General features: G+C 39.7%; 17 protein-coding genes. All 17 read left to right on the top strand.

The annotated features are described in order from the left end of the window. Nucleotides 1-139 precede the first annotated feature (139 nt). Nucleotides 140-1,084: a carbamate kinase gene (arcC, locus tag IGK70_RS10445; protein WP_002359647.1), complete on the top strand. Its 945-nt coding sequence runs from the start codon at nucleotides 140-142 to the stop codon at nucleotides 1,082-1,084. Nucleotides 1,085-1,098: 14 nt separating this feature from the next. After that, nucleotides 1,099-1,479 carry a RidA family protein gene (locus tag IGK70_RS10440; protein ID WP_002356593.1) on the top strand — a complete coding sequence of 127 codons (381 nt, stop codon included), beginning with the start codon at nucleotides 1,099-1,101 and terminating at the stop codon, nucleotides 1,477-1,479. 93 nt (nucleotides 1,480-1,572) lie between these two features. After that, complete coding sequence (locus IGK70_RS10435) at nucleotides 1,573-2,892, top strand: nucleobase:cation symporter-2 family protein (RefSeq protein WP_220421702.1); 1,320 nt, start codon at nucleotides 1,573-1,575, stop codon at nucleotides 2,890-2,892. A gap of 93 nt (nucleotides 2,893-2,985) precedes the next feature. Next, on the top strand, nucleotides 2,986-3,345 hold the full coding sequence (locus IGK70_RS10430) for a winged helix-turn-helix domain-containing protein (protein ID WP_002356595.1): 360 nt from the start codon (nucleotides 2,986-2,988) through the stop codon (nucleotides 3,343-3,345). Further along, on the top strand, nucleotides 3,342-4,349 hold the full coding sequence (locus IGK70_RS10425) for an XdhC family protein (protein ID WP_002419484.1): 1,008 nt from the start codon (nucleotides 3,342-3,344) through the stop codon (nucleotides 4,347-4,349). Before IGK70_RS10430 ends, IGK70_RS10425 begins: the two co-directional genes overlap by 4 nt. 120 nt (nucleotides 4,350-4,469) lie before the next feature. Continuing rightward, the gene (gene xdh, locus IGK70_RS10420; RefSeq protein WP_104855566.1) at nucleotides 4,470-7,043 is read left to right on the top strand and encodes a selenium-dependent xanthine dehydrogenase; all 2,574 of its coding nucleotides are present in this window, start codon (nucleotides 4,470-4,472) and stop codon (nucleotides 7,041-7,043) included. A 13-nt stretch (nucleotides 7,044-7,056) separates the two neighbouring features. Beyond that, a complete protein-coding gene (mocA, locus tag IGK70_RS10415; RefSeq protein ID WP_002419486.1) occupies nucleotides 7,057-7,638 on the top strand; it encodes a molybdenum cofactor cytidylyltransferase in 582 nt (193 codons plus the stop codon). A gap of 13 nt (nucleotides 7,639-7,651) precedes the next feature. Next, the gene (gene sclA, locus IGK70_RS10410) at nucleotides 7,652-8,800 is read left to right on the top strand and encodes a selenocysteine lyase SclA (protein WP_104855565.1); all 1,149 of its coding nucleotides are present in this window, start codon (nucleotides 7,652-7,654) and stop codon (nucleotides 8,798-8,800) included. Nucleotides 8,801-8,815: 15 nt separating this feature from the next. Beyond that, nucleotides 8,816-9,838, top strand: a complete 1,023-nt coding sequence (gene selD, locus IGK70_RS10405) for a selenide, water dikinase SelD (RefSeq protein WP_104855564.1) — start codon at nucleotides 8,816-8,818, stop codon at nucleotides 9,836-9,838. A gap of 15 nt (nucleotides 9,839-9,853) precedes the next feature. After that, nucleotides 9,854-10,441 (top strand): sulfurtransferase-like selenium metabolism protein YedF, encoded by a 588-nt coding sequence (yedF, locus tag IGK70_RS10400; RefSeq protein WP_002374269.1) that lies wholly within the window; start codon nucleotides 9,854-9,856, stop codon nucleotides 10,439-10,441. A gap of 20 nt (nucleotides 10,442-10,461) precedes the next feature. Continuing rightward, nucleotides 10,462-10,719, top strand: coding sequence for a DUF3343 domain-containing protein (locus IGK70_RS10395; RefSeq protein ID WP_002367121.1), 258 nt, complete (start codon nucleotides 10,462-10,464; stop codon nucleotides 10,717-10,719). Then, complete coding sequence (gene yqeC, locus IGK70_RS10390) at nucleotides 10,707-11,462, top strand: selenium cofactor biosynthesis protein YqeC (RefSeq protein WP_002367120.1); 756 nt, start codon at nucleotides 10,707-10,709, stop codon at nucleotides 11,460-11,462. The genes IGK70_RS10395 and yqeC overlap by 13 nt, the downstream gene beginning before the upstream one ends. Beyond that, nucleotides 11,426-12,256: a selenium-dependent molybdenum cofactor biosynthesis protein YqeB gene (gene yqeB / locus IGK70_RS10385; protein ID WP_002400904.1), complete on the top strand. Its 831-nt coding sequence runs from the start codon at nucleotides 11,426-11,428 to the stop codon at nucleotides 12,254-12,256. Before yqeC ends, yqeB begins: the two co-directional genes overlap by 37 nt. 236 nt (nucleotides 12,257-12,492) lie before the next feature. Continuing rightward, the gene (locus IGK70_RS10380) at nucleotides 12,493-12,957 is read left to right on the top strand and encodes a flavodoxin (protein ID WP_002382673.1); all 465 of its coding nucleotides are present in this window, start codon (nucleotides 12,493-12,495) and stop codon (nucleotides 12,955-12,957) included. A gap of 37 nt (nucleotides 12,958-12,994) precedes the next feature. Beyond that, on the top strand, nucleotides 12,995-13,852 hold the full coding sequence (locus IGK70_RS10375) for a sulfide/dihydroorotate dehydrogenase-like FAD/NAD-binding protein (RefSeq protein WP_025186668.1): 858 nt from the start codon (nucleotides 12,995-12,997) through the stop codon (nucleotides 13,850-13,852). Then, on the top strand, nucleotides 13,845-15,263 hold the full coding sequence (gene gltA, locus IGK70_RS10370; protein WP_071981557.1) for an NADPH-dependent glutamate synthase: 1,419 nt from the start codon (nucleotides 13,845-13,847) through the stop codon (nucleotides 15,261-15,263). Before IGK70_RS10375 ends, gltA begins: the two co-directional genes overlap by 8 nt. Nucleotides 15,264-15,283: 20 nt before the next feature. Continuing rightward, entirely contained in the window at nucleotides 15,284-18,817 is a 3,534-nt protein-coding gene (gene nifJ, locus IGK70_RS10365) for a pyruvate:ferredoxin (flavodoxin) oxidoreductase (RefSeq protein WP_438775247.1), read from the top strand. Nucleotides 18,818-18,846: the final 29 nt, after the last annotated feature.

Raw genomic sequence — 18,846 nt, 5'->3', positions numbered from 1 at the left:
ATGTGTGATTGTCTCGAGTCAAGAACGCTTAGTCATGTGCGTTGACTTCATGCAACGACAACAGACAGTTAATACGAAAACTCGTTGTGAAAAAGAAAAAGCATCGTCCTTTTTATAAAACAGAAAATGAGGTGAAGCAATGGGCAAACGCGTCGTAGTAGCTTTAGGTGGCAATGCTTTAGGAAATAATTTGACGGAGCAGATGACTGCCGTAAAACAGACTTCCAAAGCGATTGCAGATTTGATTGAAGCAGGATATGAAGTTATTTTATCTCATGGCAATGGTCCTCAAGTGGGGATGATTCAATTAGCTATGGAAGAATTTTCCTTTAATAATCCACAATATCCAGTTGTTCCGTTATCCATGTGCGTAGCCATGAGTCAAAGTTACATTGGCTATGATTTAGAGAATGCGCTACAAGAAGAGTTGCGTCAACGAAATATAAGTAAAGCCGTCACCACCATAGTCACTCAAGTGGTCGTGGATGAAAATGATCCGGCGTTCAAAAAACCAACGAAACCAATTGGCCGCTTCATGACAAAAGAAGAAGCAGAACAATTAGTCAAAGAAAAAAATATACAAGTGATGGAAGATGCTGGCCGTGGTTATCGCCAAGTCGTCGCTTCTCCTAAACCAAAAAATATTGTCGAACTTCTCACGATTCAAACATTGGTTGATGCTGGCCAAACAGTCATTGCTGGCGGCGGTGGTGGCATCCCAGTCATTCAAGAAGGGAACCGACTAAAAGGTGTAAATGCAGTCATCGACAAAGATTTTTGTAGTGAACGACTAGCTGAACAAGTAGATGCTGATCTGCTCGTGATTTTAACAGCAGTTGAAAAAGTTTGTATTAATTTTGGTAAAGAAAATCAAGAAGCCCTAGGGAATATTTCAACAGAAAAAATGAAACAATATGCGCAAGAAGGTCAGTTTGCTCCAGGTTCAATGTTACCAAAAGTTGAAGCAGCGATTAAGTTTGCTGAATCTAAGCCAGGTCGAAAAACATTGATTACGTTATTAGAAAAAGCCAAAGAAGGATTATCTGGAAAAACAGGGACTTTAATTGAAAATAAAGAATCATAGAATGGAGGAAAACGATGACAAACAAAATGATTAATTCTGCACAGGCACCAGCTGCTGTAGGACCTTATTCACATTCTGTCTTAGCGGGAAATACGTTGTACATTTCTGGACAACTAGGATTAGATCCGCAATCGGGTGAAATGAAGGCTACAGTGGAAGAACAAGCAAAACAAGCTTTTATCAATTTAGGTTCGATTTTAAAAGAGGTCGAGATGACCTATGATAATGTTGTGAAAACAACGGTGTTTTTACAACATATGTCTGATTTTAGCAAAATTAACGAAATCTATGGGAATTACTTTTCAGAAGTTTTGCCTGCACGTTCTTGTGTAGAAGTAGCCAAGTTGCCAAAAGATGGTTTATTTGAAATTGAAGCAGTTGCTGTCAAAGGATAATTTTTAAGATGTTTCTGAGGGAAAAAGGATTGCATTCTTTACTGATTAAGGGGAACAATCCTTTTAGAATAAAAAGAAGAAGGAAACGATCCTATGAATGAAAAAAAAGAGCAAGCATTATTTGAATATGATGCGAAACTATCAATTTCTGAAGCAATTCCGATGGGATTGCAACACGTTGTCGCAGCAGTAGTAGGGATTGTCACACCGGGAATCATGATTGCCAAAGTTTGCCAATTAAGTCCTAGTGATACGACTATTTTGATTCAAACATCATTGATTTTTTCAGCAGTTGCAACGTTAATTCAACTTTTCCCTATTTTTGGAAAAGTGGGTTCACGGTTACCAGTTATGATGGGGGCAAGTTTTGCGTATGTACCGATTTTGATGGCCATCGGAGCTGATTTTGGAATTGCAGCAATTTTTGGTTCACAATTAGTTGGCAGTATTCTTGTTATTATTGTTGGTTTGTTCATTAAAAAAATCCGTGTGTTGTTTCCGCCTTTAGTAACAGGAACGGTTATTTTAAGTATTGGCCTATCCTTGTTTCCAGTTGCGATTAAGTATATGGCAGGAGGAGCTGGTAGTGCTGATTTTGGTTCAGCCCGGAATTGGTTAGTTGCATTATTAACCTTTGCGATTGTCTTTTACTTCAATTATTTTGCAAAAGGATTTTTGAAGTTATCAGCAATTTTAAACGGAATGGTTATTGGCTATTTGATTTCTTTAGCTTTAGGGATGGTTAGTTTTGAGCCAGTTCAAAATGCTAAAATCGTTCAGGTAATTACCCCGTTTCATTTTGGACTGGATTTTCAATTGGTACCAATCTTTACGCTTGTGGTGATGTTTATTGTTGATGCTGTTCAAGCCATCGGTCAATTTACAGCAACAACGGTTGGGGCAATGGATCGGGATGCAACGGATGAAGAATTATCTGGCGGAATTATGGGGAGTGGTTTCACTAACTTTATTGGCAGTTTATTTGGATCAATCCCAGTGGCAACTTTTGGACAAAATGTTGGTCTGGTTACGGTAACAAAAGTGATTAATAAGTATGTTCTGGTTTTCGCTTCAGTTATATTATTAATTGCTGGTTTTGTTCCGAAAGTAGCTGCGTTATTAACTACGATTCCTTACGCAGTAATTGGTGGCGCAACGATTTCAGTTTTTGCTTCTATTTCTATGACAGGTATTCGGATGATTGCTTCGCAGGAAATGACTCCTCGAAATACTGGGGTTGTCGGAACAGCTCTAGCATTTGGAATTGGTGTCACATTGTCTACTGGAAGCTTAGCTGGTTTTCCAACTTGGGTAACAACGATTTTCGGTAATTCGGAAGTTATCTTAACCACTTTGGTAGCAGTCTTTTTAAATGTCATTTTAAAACCAAAAAAGCGCGTAGCACTTGAGTGAAGATTGCTTTTTTTGATACGAAAGTGAGTAAGCTTTCGTATCCTTTTTCCCTTACGTTATCTATAAAAAAATGAACGAATAAAGGAGGAGAAGATGTTTACGTATTCCCTAAACTTAAAATTAAAAACAGATCGGAACTTTTTTGGTCCTGGCGTTGTCGAAGTTTTACAAAAAATTCAGCAAACTGGTTCACTAAACTTAGCGGCAAAAGAGATGAAAATGTCTTATAATAAGGCATGGCGAATTGTGCGGGTAGCTGAAGAAGAGCTATCTTTTCCATTAATTATCAAAAGTGTTGGTGGTTGTAATGGTGGCGGGTCAATTGTTACGGATCAAGGAAAAGAGTTGATTGATCAATATCTTTTATTTGAGAAAAAAGTGTATCAACAGGTAGAGGCATGCTTTGAAGAAATATTTAAAGAACAGGATGTAGTATCGGAGGAACTGAAATGAGAGAAGTATTTCAGCGTTTGAAACAGGCAATATTGGAAAAGCAAGACACGATGTTATTAACGATTGGTACAAGTTCAGGATCTACACCACGAAGTCAAGGGGCTAGAATGCTGGTTTCCGCCGAAGGTAGAATAGCCGGAACTGTTGGTGGTGGCGCGGTTGAATTTCAGGCTGAACAAGTGGCAAAAAAGCTACTTATTGAGAAAGAAAATGCACAACGTCAATTTATTTTAGCACCGAATAATATTGCTGATTTAGGTATGGTCTGTGGCGGAAATGTCACGATTTTTTTCCATTATCTTTCATGGGAAACGCCATTTTTAAAAGAGTTGTGTGAGTCCATAGAAACGCATTTTCAAAATAATCAACAAGGTTGGTTAATGACTGAACTAGATCAAAACAATTTAGGAAAAGTATCCTTTTATAGTGAAACAGGCGAATTGATTGGTTCCACTTCTTGGGAGGGGGAATTAAGTTTGCTACCTAAAGGTATCCATTGTGAGCAAAAAGAGGACATAATTTTTTTAACAGAAGCAATCCTCCAAGTAGGGAAAGTGTATATTTTTGGAAGTGGTCATGTCGCACGCGCATTGGTACCTATTTTAAACTATTTATCGTTTTATTGCGTTGTAGTGGACGATCGTCCAGAATTTTTGACGGCACAAGCTTTTCCACAAGCTGAGGAACTACGGGTTATTCCTTTAGAAAATTTAGCTGCGTTTATTGAAATAACGGCGGACGATTATGGTATAGTAATTACCAGAGGACACAATTTTGATTTCATCGTTGCCAAACAGTTATTGGAAACACCAGCCAAATATATTGGTGTGATGGGGAGCAAACACAAAATTGCTTCACAAGTTCGACGGTTAAAAGAGGTCGGTTATACAATGAATGAAATTGAAAGAATTTTCATGCCAATTGGCTTAGACATTGCAGCCGAAACACCAGAAGAGTTAGCGATTAGCATCGCGGGAGAATTAATTCAACAGCGCTATCAATAATGAGGACCTTTAAGTTGAACAAAAAAGTTTTTTTGCTAAAAAATAATTTTTAGAACGAAGATTTGTGGTATAATCTAGGTGATTGAACACTAAACTATATCAGAAATCGAGGTGCAAGAAATGTATTCAATTATTGTAAATGGTCAAAGTGAAACCTGTGAAACAAACAAAAAATTAATGGACTTTTTGCGGGAGGATCTGGGCCTAACTGGAACAAAAGATGGTTGTAACCAAGGCTCTTGCGGCGCATGTACGGTGCTAGTAAATGGAAAGGCTTCCAAAGCGTGTTTGTTTACTTTAGAAAAATTAGCTGGTAAAGAAGTCACGACAATCGAAGGTTTAAGCCAACGGCAAAAAGATGTCTACGCCTATGCGTTTGCAAAAACGGGTGCAGTTCAGTGCGGATATTGCATCCCTGGGATGGTTATTTCGACACAAGGATTATTGAACAAGAAACCCGAACCCACAAAAGAAGACATTCAGAAAGCTTTACGCGGGAACATTTGTCGTTGTACAGGATATGTGAAAATAATAGAAGCCATTCAGTTAGCTGCTAAAATGTTTTGTGAAGAAACGAGCATTCCGGAAGAACATTCAAATGGTAAATTAGGGGAAGACTTCCAACGGGTCGATGCAGTAGAGAAAACCTTAGGAACAGGGATTTATGTAGATGACATTGACATAGAAGGAATGCTTCATGCATCTGCTTTGCGGAGTGCCTATCCTCGCGCAAAAGTTCTATCAATCGATAGTACCCAAGCATTGGCGCATCCTGACTGTGTGGCTGTGTTCACAGCTAAAGACGTTCCAGGAAATAATAAAATTGGTCATTTAGAATTTATTTCCGATTGGGATGTAATGATTCCAGAAGGAGAAATAACACGGTATGTTGGGGATGCAGTAGCACTCGTTGTTTCAAAAAGAAAAGAAACCTTACCAGAGATAAAAAATTTAGTGGAAGTTGATTACGAAGAAATGATACCGCTTACTTCTTGTGAAGCTGCTTTAGCAGAAGGTGCACCAGCTATTCATGAAAAGGGCAATATCTTGTCTCATGAACACTTGGTACGTGGCAACGCAGATGGAGTATTAGCAAATTCTGCGTTTGTAGTGACAGAACATTATTCCGTACCAATTAACGAACATGCCTTTATGGAACCCGAGTGTGCGATTGCACAGCCTGAAGGTGAGGGCATTTTACTCTTTAGTGCGGGTCAAAGTATCTATGATGAACAACGGGAAGTGGCTCGGATGTTAGGACTGGATAAGGAAAAAATTCATGTTCAATCAAAACTTGTTGGTGGCGGTTTTGGTGGGAAAGAAGACATGAGTGTTCAGCATCATGCATCCTTAGCCGCTTGGTTATTGAAGAAACCAGTAAAAGTACTGCTAAGCCGTGAAGAAAGTTTGATGGTTCATCCCAAACGCCATGGCATGGAAATGGACTTTACGACCGGCTGTGATGAAGAAGGCAATTTAACTGCAATGAAAGCAGTGATTTATGCGGATACTGGGGCCTATGCTTCTTTAGGAGGACCAGTATTGCAACGGGCTTGTACACATGCGGCAGGTCCTTACAAGTATCAAACGATTAATGTGGAAGGGTTTGCTGTATATACTAATAATCCGCCAGCAGGTGCATTTCGTGGATTTGGTGTTTGCCAAACGGCTTTTGCAATTGAAAGTAATTTAAACTTGTTAGCAGAAAAAGTCGGACTATCACCATGGGAAATACGCTTTAAAAATGCCGTCGCCCCAGGAGATACTTTACCGAATGGACAATTGGTCTCAAAAAATGCGGCGTTAAAAGAAGCCTTGTTAGCGGTTAAAGACGTCTATGAACAAGCGGAAGTTGCTGGAATTTCTAGTTTCTTTAAAAATAGTGGTGTGGGTGTAGGGCTACCTGATACAGGGCGTTGTATTATTTCTGTTGAAGAAGGAAAAATACATGTCCGCACAAGTGCTGCTTGTATCGGTCAAGGGATGGCAACCGTTACGACGCAAATTACCTGTGAAACATTAAATTTACCACCAGAAATGATTGTTGCGGAAGCCCCTGATACGAGAAGAACACCGAATTCAGGAACGACAACGGCTTCGAGGCAGTCACTCTTCACAGGAGAAGCAACTAGAAGAGCGGCAATGCAATTACGGTATGAACTTGATATGGGACGTGCTTTAAGTGATTTGGAAGGTGAAGAATTTTATGGGGAATATTCAGCGAAAACGGATCCATTAATTAATGATAAAAAAAGTCCAGTTAGTCATGCTGGTTATGGTTATGCTGCTGAAGTAGCTATTCTAGATGACAAAGGAAAAGTAGCTAAATTTGTGGCTGCGTATGATATGGGGCAAGTGGTGAATCCACGAGCTGCTGAAGGTCAAATTGAAGGTGGGATTGCAATGGGCATGGGGTATGCTTTAACTGAAAAATTTGCCTTAGAAGAAGGTTATGTTAAAGCAAAATATGCAACGCTAGGATTAGTGAACGCCACTCAAGTACCACCAATCGAAACAATTTTGGTTCATGCTGACAATCTTCACGAAGGTTTAGCCTATGGAATTAAAGGCGTAGGTGAGTTAGCAACGATCCCTACCGCACCAGCTTTAGCAGGCGCATATTTCGCCTTGGATGGTCAGCTCCGACCAAGTCTGCCTTTAGAAAATACCCCTTATCAAAAGAAAAAAAGATAAAAGGAGACAACTCATGTCACTCGTTAGTGTCATTATTCTAGCATCGGGCAATTCACAACGGATGGGCCAAAATAAATTGTTCTTAAAATATCAAGGAAAAACATTTTTAGAGCACACGTTAACCTTAGTGAACCAATTAGACGTATTAGAACGGATTTTAGTTGTTTCGCCTGAGAATCAGCCAGCGTTTCCTTTACCTAAGAACATTCAGTTGATTCTCAATCATCAATGGCAAGAAGGGCAAAGTAGCAGTATTCGTTTAGGAACTGAACAAGCTCGGGGAGCTGGCTATTTATACTTACCTAGTGATCAACCATTGTTAACACCTAAAATGCTACAACCCGTGTTAGATAAATGTCAGAGAAATAAAATTATAGTGCCATTACAAAAAGATGGTTGTCCTAGTAGTCCAGTATTATTCGGTAATCAATTTCGACAAGAACTATTAACATTGACTGGTGAAACAGGCGGACGCATGATTTGTGAACGCTTTCCAGAAGCAGTTCAGATGTTGAAAATAGCGACTCCTGGCCGTTTAAAAGATATCGATACGCCAGAAGAGTACAGAAAATTAATTCAAGAAACCAATAGTTAGAGAGGAAAAGCGTATGAAGGACTTGGTTTATTTAAATTATGCAGCGACTTCCTATAAAAAATTTCCAGCAACCATTGAGGCTTTGACTGCCTATTTAGCAGAAAATCAGTTCATGAATTACGGAAGAAATGCCCCTTTGCTTAGAGAGGGGCTTCCTCTTTTAGAGACACGTCAATTGTTAGCAGACTTTTTTCAGGCACCCAGTGCGGCTCAGATTACGTTTACGAATAACGCAACAACTTCCTTAAATCTTGCATTAGCGGGGATTTTACAACCTGGCGACCATGTGATTACGACCATGCTAGAACATCATGCAGTAGCTAGACCTCTTCACTTACTTGAGAAAGAACGAGGTATTTCAGTGACGTATGTTGCTTGTCAAAAAACGGGCCTGTTAGATGTAGAAGATATTCAGCGAGCCTGGCGAACGAATACAAAAGCATTGGTGATGACACACGCGTCGAATGTCTTAGGCACCATTTTACCCATTGAAGAATGTTTTCAATGGGCCCAACAGAAAGGATTATTAACCGTTTTGGATGCGGCTCAAACGGCGGGCTTTCTACCAATAAAAATGACTCAGATGGCCATTGATGTGTTAGCCTTTACTGGACATAAAAGCTTATATGGATTAGCAGGTATTGGTGGGTTAGCTTTTAGCGAGCGAGGGGCTGAAGCGGTCAAACCACTGATAACGGGCGGTACAGGTAGCCGTTCTAATTCTTTTGATCAACCCTCTTTTTTACCAGATAAATTTGAAGCTGGTACGTTAAACAGTTTAGGTATTTTAAGCTTAAATAGTTCTGTTAAAGAGTTGAATAAAATTGGTTTAGCAGCGATTCAAAAGCACGAACGAACCTTAATGCAGAATTTTTTAGATGGTTTATCAGGGTTATCTGTCACAATTTTAGGAACCAAGGACGTGGCACAAACTGTCCCTGTTGTTTCTATCACACTGTGGAATCAGGAAGAAACAGTGGTAGCACAGCAACTAGCAGAACAATATGGCATTATGACGCGCGCAGGTTTGCATTGTGCACCATTAGCCCATGAAACAGCTGGGACTTTAGCAACTGGCACCTTACGTTTTAGCTTTGGTTGGCAGACAACGCCTGAAGAAATTACTTGGACAATTCACGCTTTACAAGAACTACTAATTTGAGAAGGAGCGGACAGCATGGATTTTTTATCACAATGTACATCAGGTGGCTGCGGGGCAAAAATTGAATCCCGTGTACTGAATCAATTGTTGCAACACTTACCCGAAACACCGGCAAATGAGCGGCTACTCGTCGGATTTGAACATGCCGACGACGCCGCGGTTTACCAAATAACGCCTGAAAAAGCTTTGATTTCAACGGTAGATTTTTTTTCACCAATGGTCAATGATCCGTTATCATTTGGAAAAATTGCGGTCGCTAATGCTTTAAGTGATGTTTATGCCATGGGCGGAACAGTCCTTTATGCGTTAAATCTTGTTTGTTTTCCACAAAAGATGTCAAAAGAATGGTTGGAACAAATGCTCTTGGGTGGCAGTTTAAAATTAAAGGAAGCGGGTGCTTTACTGGCAGGAGGCCATTCGATTTATGACCATGAACCCAAGTATGGTCTAGCGGTAACTGGAGAAGTTCATCCAGAAAATTTGTGGCATAATAATACGCCACAGGTGGGGGATGTCTTGATTTTAACTAAAGCATTAGGTGTAGGAATTATTCAAGCGGCTGTTCGGGGGCAATTGGCGAAGCAGACGGAACAAAAAATCTCACAAGATTCGATGGAACGTTTAAATAAATATGCCGCTGCGAATGCTCGATCCTACGCAGTACATGCTTGTACTGACGTGACTGGGTTTGGTCTATTAATTCATGCGAAAGAAATGGCTGATAATCAGGTAACATTACTGATTGATACAGAAGCATTACCAACCATTACAGGAGCGTTGGCCTACGCCGCAGAATGTTTAGTCACTGCAGCTGGGCAAAGAAACCGACAAACAATCGGAACGACAATCGATTATTCAAAAATTTCTATGGAAATGCAAGAACTTTTGTTTGATCCACAAACATCTGGCGGACTGTTAATTAGTGTCGCTGCTGACGAAGCGGCAGCCTGTTTAGCAGCTATTCAAAAAGAGGACCCTGTTGCCAAAATTATTGGCGAGGTTCTGCCAAAAGAACAACAAGCAGTAGTACTTTTATAGAAAGAAGGGCCAAATATGAAATTAGTAGATGCATTGGGGAAACCTTGCCCAATACCTGTGATTGAAACAAAAAAAGCTTTGGCGGAGTTAGGTTTAGCTGGAGGCACTATCGAGGTTTTAGTCGATAACGAAGTCGCTGTTGAAAATTTGAAAAAATTAGCTGCTAAAAAACAGGCCACTTTGACTGCGAAGCAGATAGAAGCCACGGTTTTCTCTGTCAAAATTACGGTACCTGAAGAAGCGACGCAACAAACAAGTCAGTCAGCAACAGATTTAGTAATTACGATTGGCTCCGATCAATTAGGTACTGGAGACGAGCAGCTAGGACGACTACTAATGAAAAGTTATCTTCAATCCTTATCAGAAGCAGAAACTGTTCCTACACAGCTATTATTCTTTAATCGAGGGGCGTTTTTAACGAATCAAGCAGCGAATACCTTAGCTGATTTGCAACAATTAGCGGAGAAGGGAACCACGATTAAAACGTGTGGGGCCTGTTTAGATTTTTATCATTTAACAGACACCTTAGCTATCGGCTCTATTACTAATATGTACGAAATTGTTGAAACAATGAATCAAGCGGCTAAAGTAATTACGCTTTAACAAAAAAAGAAGGTGAAAAGATGGAGTATTTGCTAACCTTTCCGAATACACATTATGCTGTTCAGGCAGAACAAGTACTGTTGACAAGAAAGGTGGCTGTTCGGGTCTTTACTTTGCCACCATCATTGACGGATGGCTGTGGGATCGGTTTACTCATTAATGAAGCGGAAATAACTCACAGTGTATGTTTTTTAGAAGAAGCAAAAGTACGCGTAGCCTCTATTTTTTCTGTGAAAAATGACCTTGGGGAAAGGAGGTACCAACTGTGGAGTCCTTAAAAAAGTGTTTTGATTTACAAGGAAAGGAGATTGTGTCAATTGTTGGTAGTGGTGGGAAAACAAGCTTAATGTGGGCGCTAGCAAAAACATATCGAAAGGAAGCTGTTCTGGTTAGTACAACTACAAAAATTGGGTTTCCCCAACGTCAATTGTATGATTATTTTTATACAAACCATTTTGAAAAAATAACGCCGAATATCTGCGGAATCACTTTAGCAGGAACCGCTATCAACAATCAAACAAAACTAACGATGCCTGCAATGACTTCGCTTCAAATATTGTTTCAGCACTTCACGAAAGTTTTTTTAGAAGCGGATGGTTCCAAACAACGACCTTTGAAAGGCTGGTCCTCTTATGAACCCGTGATATTAAAAGAAACAACCACCACAATTGGTGTGCTTCCGATTTCTGTGATTGGTCAAAAGATAGATGAAACGACCATTCATCGGTTGCCGCTTTTTTTGGAATTAACCGATGCGCAACAACAAGAACCAATCACAGAAACATTGTTAGCTCAACTGATTGCTCATCCAAAAGGATTGTTTAAAGAGAGCCAAGGCAAACGAATTTTGTGTTTAAATCAAACCCATACGCGAAGAGAGTTCGTTCAAGCGATGAATGTCTGTCTTCAGTTACCCAAAAGCTGTTTTGAAAAATTAGACAAAATTATTGCTTGCAATATGGAATTAGAGAAAGGACTTATTTTATGGGAGAAATCAGTCAAAACATCCAAGAAAAATTAGTGATTGTTCGCGGAGGGGGCGATCTAGCGACAGGCGTTATCCAAAAATTATGGCACGTTGGCTTTAAAATACTAGTATTAGAAACAGAATGTCCTCTGGCCATTCGGAGGACTGTTTCAGTTTGTGATGCTATTTTTCAGAAAGAACAAAGAGTGGAAGATTTGATTGCTGTTCGAATTACTTCATTAAAGGATTGCGCGAAATGTTGGCAGCAAAATAAGCTGCCTGTTTTTGTCGATCAAACAGCAAGTGCTATTCAACAATTGAAACCACTGATTGTTATCGATGCGATTTTGGCTAAGAAAAATTTAGGTACGCATCGAGGAATGGCACCGATTACGATTGCTTTAGGACCAGGTTTTTCAGCACCGCAAGATGTCGATGTTGTGATTGAGACAATGCGTGGCCATAGGCTGGGACGTTTATACTTTGAAGGAACAGCTTTACCTAATACAGGTATTCCAGGTGAAATTGGCGGAAAAAGTGCGGAACGAGTTGTCCATGCCCCTGCTTCCGGACAAGTTACCCACCTTAAAAACATAGGGGATCTCGTGTTGAAAGGGGAAGTATTATTTTTTATCGATCAGGTTCCAGTTTATTCGCCTCTGACAGGGACTTTGAGAGGATTGATTTCAGAAAAGGTAACCTGTTATCAAGGGTTGAAGTGTGCGGATGTAGATCCTCGACCGGTTGAGAAAGTCGATTGCTTGACGATCTCCGACAAAGCTCGTGCATTAGGGGGAGCGGTTTTAGAAGCAATTTTTATGATTGGAAGAAGGAAAAACATTTTATAAAAAAGAACCTAAATAATATTTTTTTTACCTTAAAAATATTGTTAAAAAGGTTTGGAGTGTGGTATAGTAAAGACGTAGTAAAAAATACTCTATCTCGAAAGGAGAAGAGTACATACTTAGTTAGATTAGTTTGTGAATAAAATCATTTGTAAAAGTTATTTTTTTAGGAATTAATGTAAGGGGTTACAATTGCATTTGAATGCATTGAAATATTTAGGACAACAGAAAGGAAATGAATGAAGATGGCACTAGTAAAAATTGTTTATGCAAGTATGACTGGAAACACAGAAGAAATTTCCGAGATTTTGGAAGAACAGTTTCAAGAAGCTGGAGTTGAAGTAGAACGTGAAGAATGTTCAGAAGTTGATGTAGACTTCTTTGATGATGCAGATGCTTGTATTATCGCAACGTATACTTATGGTGATGGGGAACTGCCTTTTGAATTTGAAGATTTCTTTGATGAATTAACTGAAAAGGATTTAGCAGGTAAGCCATTTGGCGTTGTTGGTTCCGGTGATCGTGAATATGGTGAATTTTTCTGTAAATCAGCGCATGATTTTGTAGGAGCTTTTGAAAAAGCTGGTGCTAAAAAAGTAGCTGAAACAGTTGAAATTGAAAACAATGCAGAAGAAGAAGACATCGAAATGCTAAAAACATTTGTTAAAAGTGTCGCCACAACTTTATCTGATAGCGTTGCCTAAAGGTTTAAGAAAGTAGGAGTCAGAATGAAAAGGAATGATGAAGGTAGGTATTTCAATGTTTAATATTCTTCAGTCGACTCAATTATCTAGTAATACATTTGATTTTTGGCTGGAAGCACCAAGAATAGCGACACATGCCCAGGCTGGACAGTTTGTTATTTTAAGAATTGACGAAAAGGGAGAGCGGATCCCTTTAACGATTGCGGAGACAAATCCACAAGCAGGCAGTATTCGAATTATTTTCCAAGTAATCGGTAAGACAACAGCTGCACTTTCCCAGCTTAAAACTTCAGACTCTTTGTTAGATATCACTGGACCTTTAGGTATGCCCACAGAAGTGAAGCAATATGGAACGGTGATGGTTGTCGGTGGCGGGGTTGGCATCGCGGCTATTTATCCAATTATCAAGGCTTTAAAAGAAGCAGGCAACCGAGTGATTACGATTTTGGGGGCACGAACAGCTGAGTTAGTTCTGTTACAAGAAGAATGCCGTCGTTATTCGGATGAACTAATCATTACAACGGATGATGGTTCATTAGGTAAAAAGGGCTTAGTAACAGAAGCGATGGAAGAAGTTATTGCACGTGAATCTGTAGCGTGCAGTTGGGCGATTGGGCCCAGCATCATGATGAAATTTTGTACCTTGACAGCTGAAAAACATCAATTACCAATTTATGTTTCCTTGAATCCTATTATGATTGACGGAACAGGTATGTGTGGCGGTTGTCGGGTCACTGTTGATGGCACCATGAAATTTGCCTGTGTTGATGGACCTGAGTTTAAAGGCAATGAAGTAAATTGGGATGAATTCATTAATCGAATGAAGCAATATCAGGAAGAAGAAGCAGTTTGCTTTACAGATCGTTTGAAAGAGCAGGTGAAGAAAAATGGCTAGAAAAAGTCGTATAAAAACACCGATTGCGGAACAAGCACCTACTATCAGAAAGAGTAATTTTGAAGAGGTTTGCTTAGGCTATACATTAGCAGAAGGGCAAGAAGAAGCGGTTCGTTGTTTACAATGTAAAAATGCACCTTGTATTGCTAAATGCCCCGTGATGATTGATATTCCTGGATTTATTTTAGCTATTCGTGAAGGAAACATGGAACAAGCAGCCGATATTTTAAGTAAATATACGAATTTACCTGCTATTTGTGGACGCGTTTGTCCGCAAGAGAAACAATGTGAACAAGTTTGTAAATTAGGGAAAGCCAAAAACTTTGAACCAGTGGCAATTGGCAAATTAGAACGTTTAGTTGCCGATTGGGCATTAGAAAATCACATGTTTCCTAAAAAAACAGCGGAACCAACAAAAGGGAAAATCGCAGTGGTCGGTTCTGGTCCTTCTGGGTTAACAGTTGCGGGGGATTTGGCAAAGCTAGGCTACGAAGTAATTATTTTTGAAGCGCTTCATGAAGCTGGCGGCGTATTAACCTATGGCATACCTGAATTTCGATTACCGAAAAAAATTGTTAAACAAGAAATTGCGAGTATTGAAGCCTTAGGTGTAACAATAGAAACCAATGTGGTAGTAGGTAAAACGATTACGATGGAAGAAATAATGTCAGAGTTTGATGCCTGTTATCTATCGGTTGGTGCAGGGGCACCAAACTTTATGGGAATCCCAGGAACTAGTTTAAATGGGGTTTATTCTTCTAGTGAATTTTTAACACGAATCAATTTAATGCATAGCTATGAGTTTCCAGAATATGATACACCGATTAAACGTGCTAAAAATGTTGTTGTGATTGGCGGCGGGAATGTTGCAATGGATGCTGCTCGTTCAGCCAAACGATTAGGCGCTGAAAATGTGAACATTGTGTATCGTCGTTCGTTAGAAGAATTACCAGCAAGAATTGAAGAATACCACCATTCCCTTGAAGAAGGAATTAACTATTATTGGTTAACGAATCCAATTGCTTATTTAGATGACCAACAAGGAAATCTAGCCGGTGTTGAATGTGTCAAAATGGTTTTAGGTGAACCAGATGCGTCTGGAAGACGACGGCCAGAACCGGTTCCAGACAGCACGTTTACCATTCCTGCTGATGCAGTAATCGAGGCAATTGGCCAAGGGGCAAATCGAGTCTTGTTATCAACATATCCAGAAATAGAACTAAACCAATGGGGGTACATTCAGGCTGATCCTAAAACAGGAGCAACCTCAATACCTGGCGTTTTTGCTGGGGGCGACATAGTCACAGGTGCTGCCACCGTTATTTTAGCGATGGGCGCCGGAAAAATCGCAGCTAATGCAATTGATCAGTATGTCAAAACACAAAAAACAACAGTCACAAGCAATGCTTAGGAAAGATAAAAGGTGAAAAAATGAAAAAAACAATGGATGGAAACACCGCAGCGGCTTATATTTCATATGCGTTTACAGAAGTTGCCGCTATTTATCCTATCACACCAAGTTCAACAATGGCTGAGTTGGTGGATGAATGGGCGGAAAGTGGTTTAAAAAATATTTATGGTCAAAAAGTTCAAGTTATTGAAATGCAATCAGAAGCTGGGGCAGCGGGAGTAGTTCATGGTTCGTTAAAAACAGGTGCGTTAACCACTACTTATACTGCTTCACAAGGTTTACTGTTGATGATTCCCAATATGTATAAAATCGCAGGAGAATTGCTGCCTTCTGTGTTCCACGTGGCGGCTCGGGCAGTAACGACAAGTGCGTTGAGTATTTTTGGTGATCATGGCGATGTGATGGCTACCCGCCAAACAGGTTTTTGTATGTTAGCAGAATCGAGTGTTCAAGAAGTGATGGATTTGTCGGCAGTTGCTCATTTAGCTAGCTTAGAAGGTAGTTTACCTTTTGTAAACTTTTTTGATGGTTTTAGAACGAGCCATGAACTACAAAAAATCGAAGTGATTGATTATGATGACCTGAAAGAAATGGTGAATCAGGAAGCTGTAACTCGTTTTAGAATGGGAGGCATGAATCCTAATCATCCCACTGTTTCAGGGACCGCTCAAAATCCTGACATTCATTTTCAACAAAGAGAAACAGTCAATAAAAATTACGAAGAAATGCCAAAAATTGTTCAAAAATACATGAAAAAAATTAACAATCTTCGTGGAACAACGTATGATTTAACCGATTATTACGGGGTTGAAGATGCAACAGAAGTCATTATTTCAATGGGGTCGGCTTCGCCAGTAATCAAGCAAACAGTTGACTATCTCAATCAACAAGGACGCAAAGTTGGTTTTATCAATATTCATTTATATCGTCCATTTCCTACCGAAAACCTTCTTGAAAAATTACCAGCTACAGTAGAAAAGGTTGCGGTTTTAGATCGAACAAAAGAATCAGGAGCCGAAGGAGAACCGTTATTGTTAGATGTTCAAAGCGCTCTCTATCAACATGAAAATCGACCAATTGTGATTGGTGGACGTTATGGGTTAGGCTCTAAAGACGTAGCGCCTAATCAAATTAAAGCGATCTATGATCATTTGTTATTGCCATTTAAAGAATTAAAACAACGTTTTACGGTAGGGATCGTTGATGATGTAACCTATCAATCATTGCCAGAAGAACCTACTTTAGATTTAACGCCAGATACTACCTTCCAAGCAAAATTTTGGGGCTTTGGTTCTGACGGAACTGTGGGAGCAAACAAGCAAGCGATTAAAATTATCGGAGATCATACCGACCTTTATGCACAAGCTTACTTTAGTTATGATTCTAAAAAATCAGGCGGTTTAACCGTTTCGCATCTGCGTTTTGGTAAAGATCCAATTACTTCCACGTATTTAATTGAACAAGCAGATTTCATCGCTTGTCATAATGCTTCCTATTTGCATAAATACGACCTGTTAAAAGGTTTAAAAGATGGCGGAACGTTTTTACTGAATACTATTTGGGATCAAGAAAAGGTTCACCGTTTATTACCGGCTAAGTTAAAAAAATATATTGGGGAGCACCAAATCAAATTTTATATTATCAATGCGGTTGAGTTAGCTCGCAAAGTAGGCTTAGGCCGTCGGATCAATACAGTGATGTCTACTGCCTTTTTTGAAGTAACAGATATTTTAACGAAAGAGCAATATTTACCGTTACTTAAAGAAGAAGTGAAAAAGACTTATGGAAAAAAATCAATGGAAATTGTTGAAAAAAATTACCAAGCGATTGATGCTACCTTTGAATCGCTGCAAGAAATCGTAGTTCCAGAAGATTGGGCAACCATTGTTTTAGAACCAGAAAATCAAGAGTCGGAAGCTCCAGCTTTTGTGACAAATATTTTAGAACCAATCAATCGTCAAGAAGGGGATCAGCTGACCGTTTCAGATTTGATTGAAAACGGAATGAAGGGCGGTGCCATTCCTATGGGCACTGCGGCTTATGAAAAACGTGGCATTGCGTTAGAAGTGCCTGAGTGGCAAATGGATAAGTGTACGATGTGTAATGAATGTGCCTTTGTTTGTCCACATGCGGCTATTCGACCGTTTTTAGCGGATGAAGAAGAACTGAAAGAAGCACCTGCAGGTTTTGCCATGCGCGAAATGCGTGGCACAGATGGGTTGATGTATCGTATCCAAGTTTCTTTAGAAGACTGTACAGGTTGTGGTCTTTGTGTTCAGGCATGTCCCGTGAAAGACAAGGCGATTTTAATGAAACCTTATGAAACTCAGAAAGAGCAAGCGATGAATTGGGCCTTTGCGATGACTCTTAAACAAAAAGCCAACCCAGTCAAAAAACTTTCAGTTAAAGGTTCCCAATTTAACCAGCCATTGATGGAATTTTCAGGTGCTTGTGAAGGCTGTGGCGAAACACCTTATATTAAGTTGTTGACGCAATTATTTGGTGATCGAATGATGATTGCTAACGCAACAGGCTGTTCATCAATTTGGGGTGGTTCGTCACCAGTGACACCTTATACAACGAACGAATGTGGCCAAGGACCAGCTTGGAGTAATTCGCTGTTTGAAGATAATGCGGAATATGGTTATGGTATGTATATTGCCAATCGAACGAAACGGCAACATTTAGCTAGTCTGGTTGAAGAAAGTCTTGCTAAAAACGTCGGATCAGATTCACTTCAAGCCTTGTTAAATGATTGGTTGGAACACATGGCTGAAGGGGAAGGAACACAACAGCGAGCAACCAAACTAGCGGCGGCATTAAGTGAAGAAGCCGATGAAGATCCACTTTTAACAAAAATTTACGAACAAAAAGATTTACTAGTGAAAACGAGTCAATGGATTGTCGGCGGCGATGGTTGGGCCTATGATATCGGGTTTAGCGGCATTGATCATGTTCTTGCCAGTGGGGAAGATGTTAATATTTTTGTTATGGATAATGAAGTATATGCCAATACAGGTGGGCAAACATCTAAAGCTACACCAGCTTCAGCCATTGCCAAATTCTCAGCGGGTGGGAAACATACCTCTAAAAAAGATTTAGGGATGATGGCAATCACTTATGGGAATGTCTACGTTGCACAAGTAGCTTTAGGCGCAAACTCAATGCAAACGATTAAAGCAATTGACGAAGCGGAGCGGTACCCAGGCCCATCAATTATCATCGGTTATACCCCATGTATTAATCACGGGGTCAAAGGCGGAATGGTTCGGACGTTAGATCAAGCTAAAGAAGCCGTTGAATCTGGCTATTGGCCTCTTTATCGCTATAATCCAGAGTTAGTTAAGAAAGGCAAAGATCCGATGGTCATTGACTACAAGAAAACAGATTTTGATAAAATGCGTGATTTTCTTGAAAAACAAACACGTTACTCTGCGCTGCATACAATTAAAGAGAATCAAGAAGTAGTCGAACATTTACTTGATAAAACTAAAGAAGATGCAATTGAACGCTCTGAAAGTTATAACAAACTAGTCACACACATGAAAAAATAAAAAAACAAAGCCTCTTACTTGAGAGGCTT

The sequence above is a fragment of the Enterococcus sp. DIV0358 genome (assembly GCF_051713465.1).
Lineage (GTDB): Bacteria > Bacillota > Bacilli > Lactobacillales > Enterococcaceae > Enterococcus > Enterococcus faecalis.
Note: the sequence above shows the minus strand (reverse complement) of the source record. Positions and strands in the feature narration are given on the sequence as shown.

Excerpts from the sequence above, each read along its gene's own strand:
- xdh (WP_104855566.1), top strand. The coding sequence starts at position 4,470 with ATGTATTCAATTATTGTAAATGGTCAAAGTGAAACCTGTGAAACAAAC.
- IGK70_RS10440 (WP_002356593.1), top strand. The coding sequence starts at position 1,099 with ATGACAAACAAAATGATTAATTCTGCACAGGCACCAGCTGCTGTAGGA.
- yqeB (WP_002400904.1), top strand. The coding sequence starts at position 11,426 with ATGGGAGAAATCAGTCAAAACATCCAAGAAAAATTAGTGATTGTTCGC.
- gltA (WP_071981557.1), top strand. The coding sequence starts at position 13,845 with ATGGCTAGAAAAAGTCGTATAAAAACACCGATTGCGGAACAAGCACCT.
- IGK70_RS10425 (WP_002419484.1), top strand. The coding sequence starts at position 3,342 with ATGAGAGAAGTATTTCAGCGTTTGAAACAGGCAATATTGGAAAAGCAA.
- IGK70_RS10430 (WP_002356595.1), top strand. The coding sequence starts at position 2,986 with ATGTTTACGTATTCCCTAAACTTAAAATTAAAAACAGATCGGAACTTT.
- IGK70_RS10380 (WP_002382673.1), top strand. The coding sequence starts at position 12,493 with ATGAAGATGGCACTAGTAAAAATTGTTTATGCAAGTATGACTGGAAAC.
- IGK70_RS10375 (WP_025186668.1), top strand. The coding sequence starts at position 12,995 with ATGAAGGTAGGTATTTCAATGTTTAATATTCTTCAGTCGACTCAATTA.
- mocA (WP_002419486.1), top strand. The coding sequence starts at position 7,057 with ATGTCACTCGTTAGTGTCATTATTCTAGCATCGGGCAATTCACAACGG.
- selD (WP_104855564.1), top strand. The coding sequence starts at position 8,816 with ATGGATTTTTTATCACAATGTACATCAGGTGGCTGCGGGGCAAAAATT.
- yedF (WP_002374269.1), top strand. The coding sequence starts at position 9,854 with ATGAAATTAGTAGATGCATTGGGGAAACCTTGCCCAATACCTGTGATT.
- nifJ (WP_438775247.1), top strand. The coding sequence starts at position 15,284 with ATGAAAAAAACAATGGATGGAAACACCGCAGCGGCTTATATTTCATAT.
- arcC (WP_002359647.1), top strand. The coding sequence starts at position 140 with ATGGGCAAACGCGTCGTAGTAGCTTTAGGTGGCAATGCTTTAGGAAAT.
- IGK70_RS10435 (WP_220421702.1), top strand. The coding sequence starts at position 1,573 with ATGAATGAAAAAAAAGAGCAAGCATTATTTGAATATGATGCGAAACTA.
- sclA (WP_104855565.1), top strand. The coding sequence starts at position 7,652 with ATGAAGGACTTGGTTTATTTAAATTATGCAGCGACTTCCTATAAAAAA.
- IGK70_RS10395 (WP_002367121.1), top strand. The coding sequence starts at position 10,462 with ATGGAGTATTTGCTAACCTTTCCGAATACACATTATGCTGTTCAGGCA.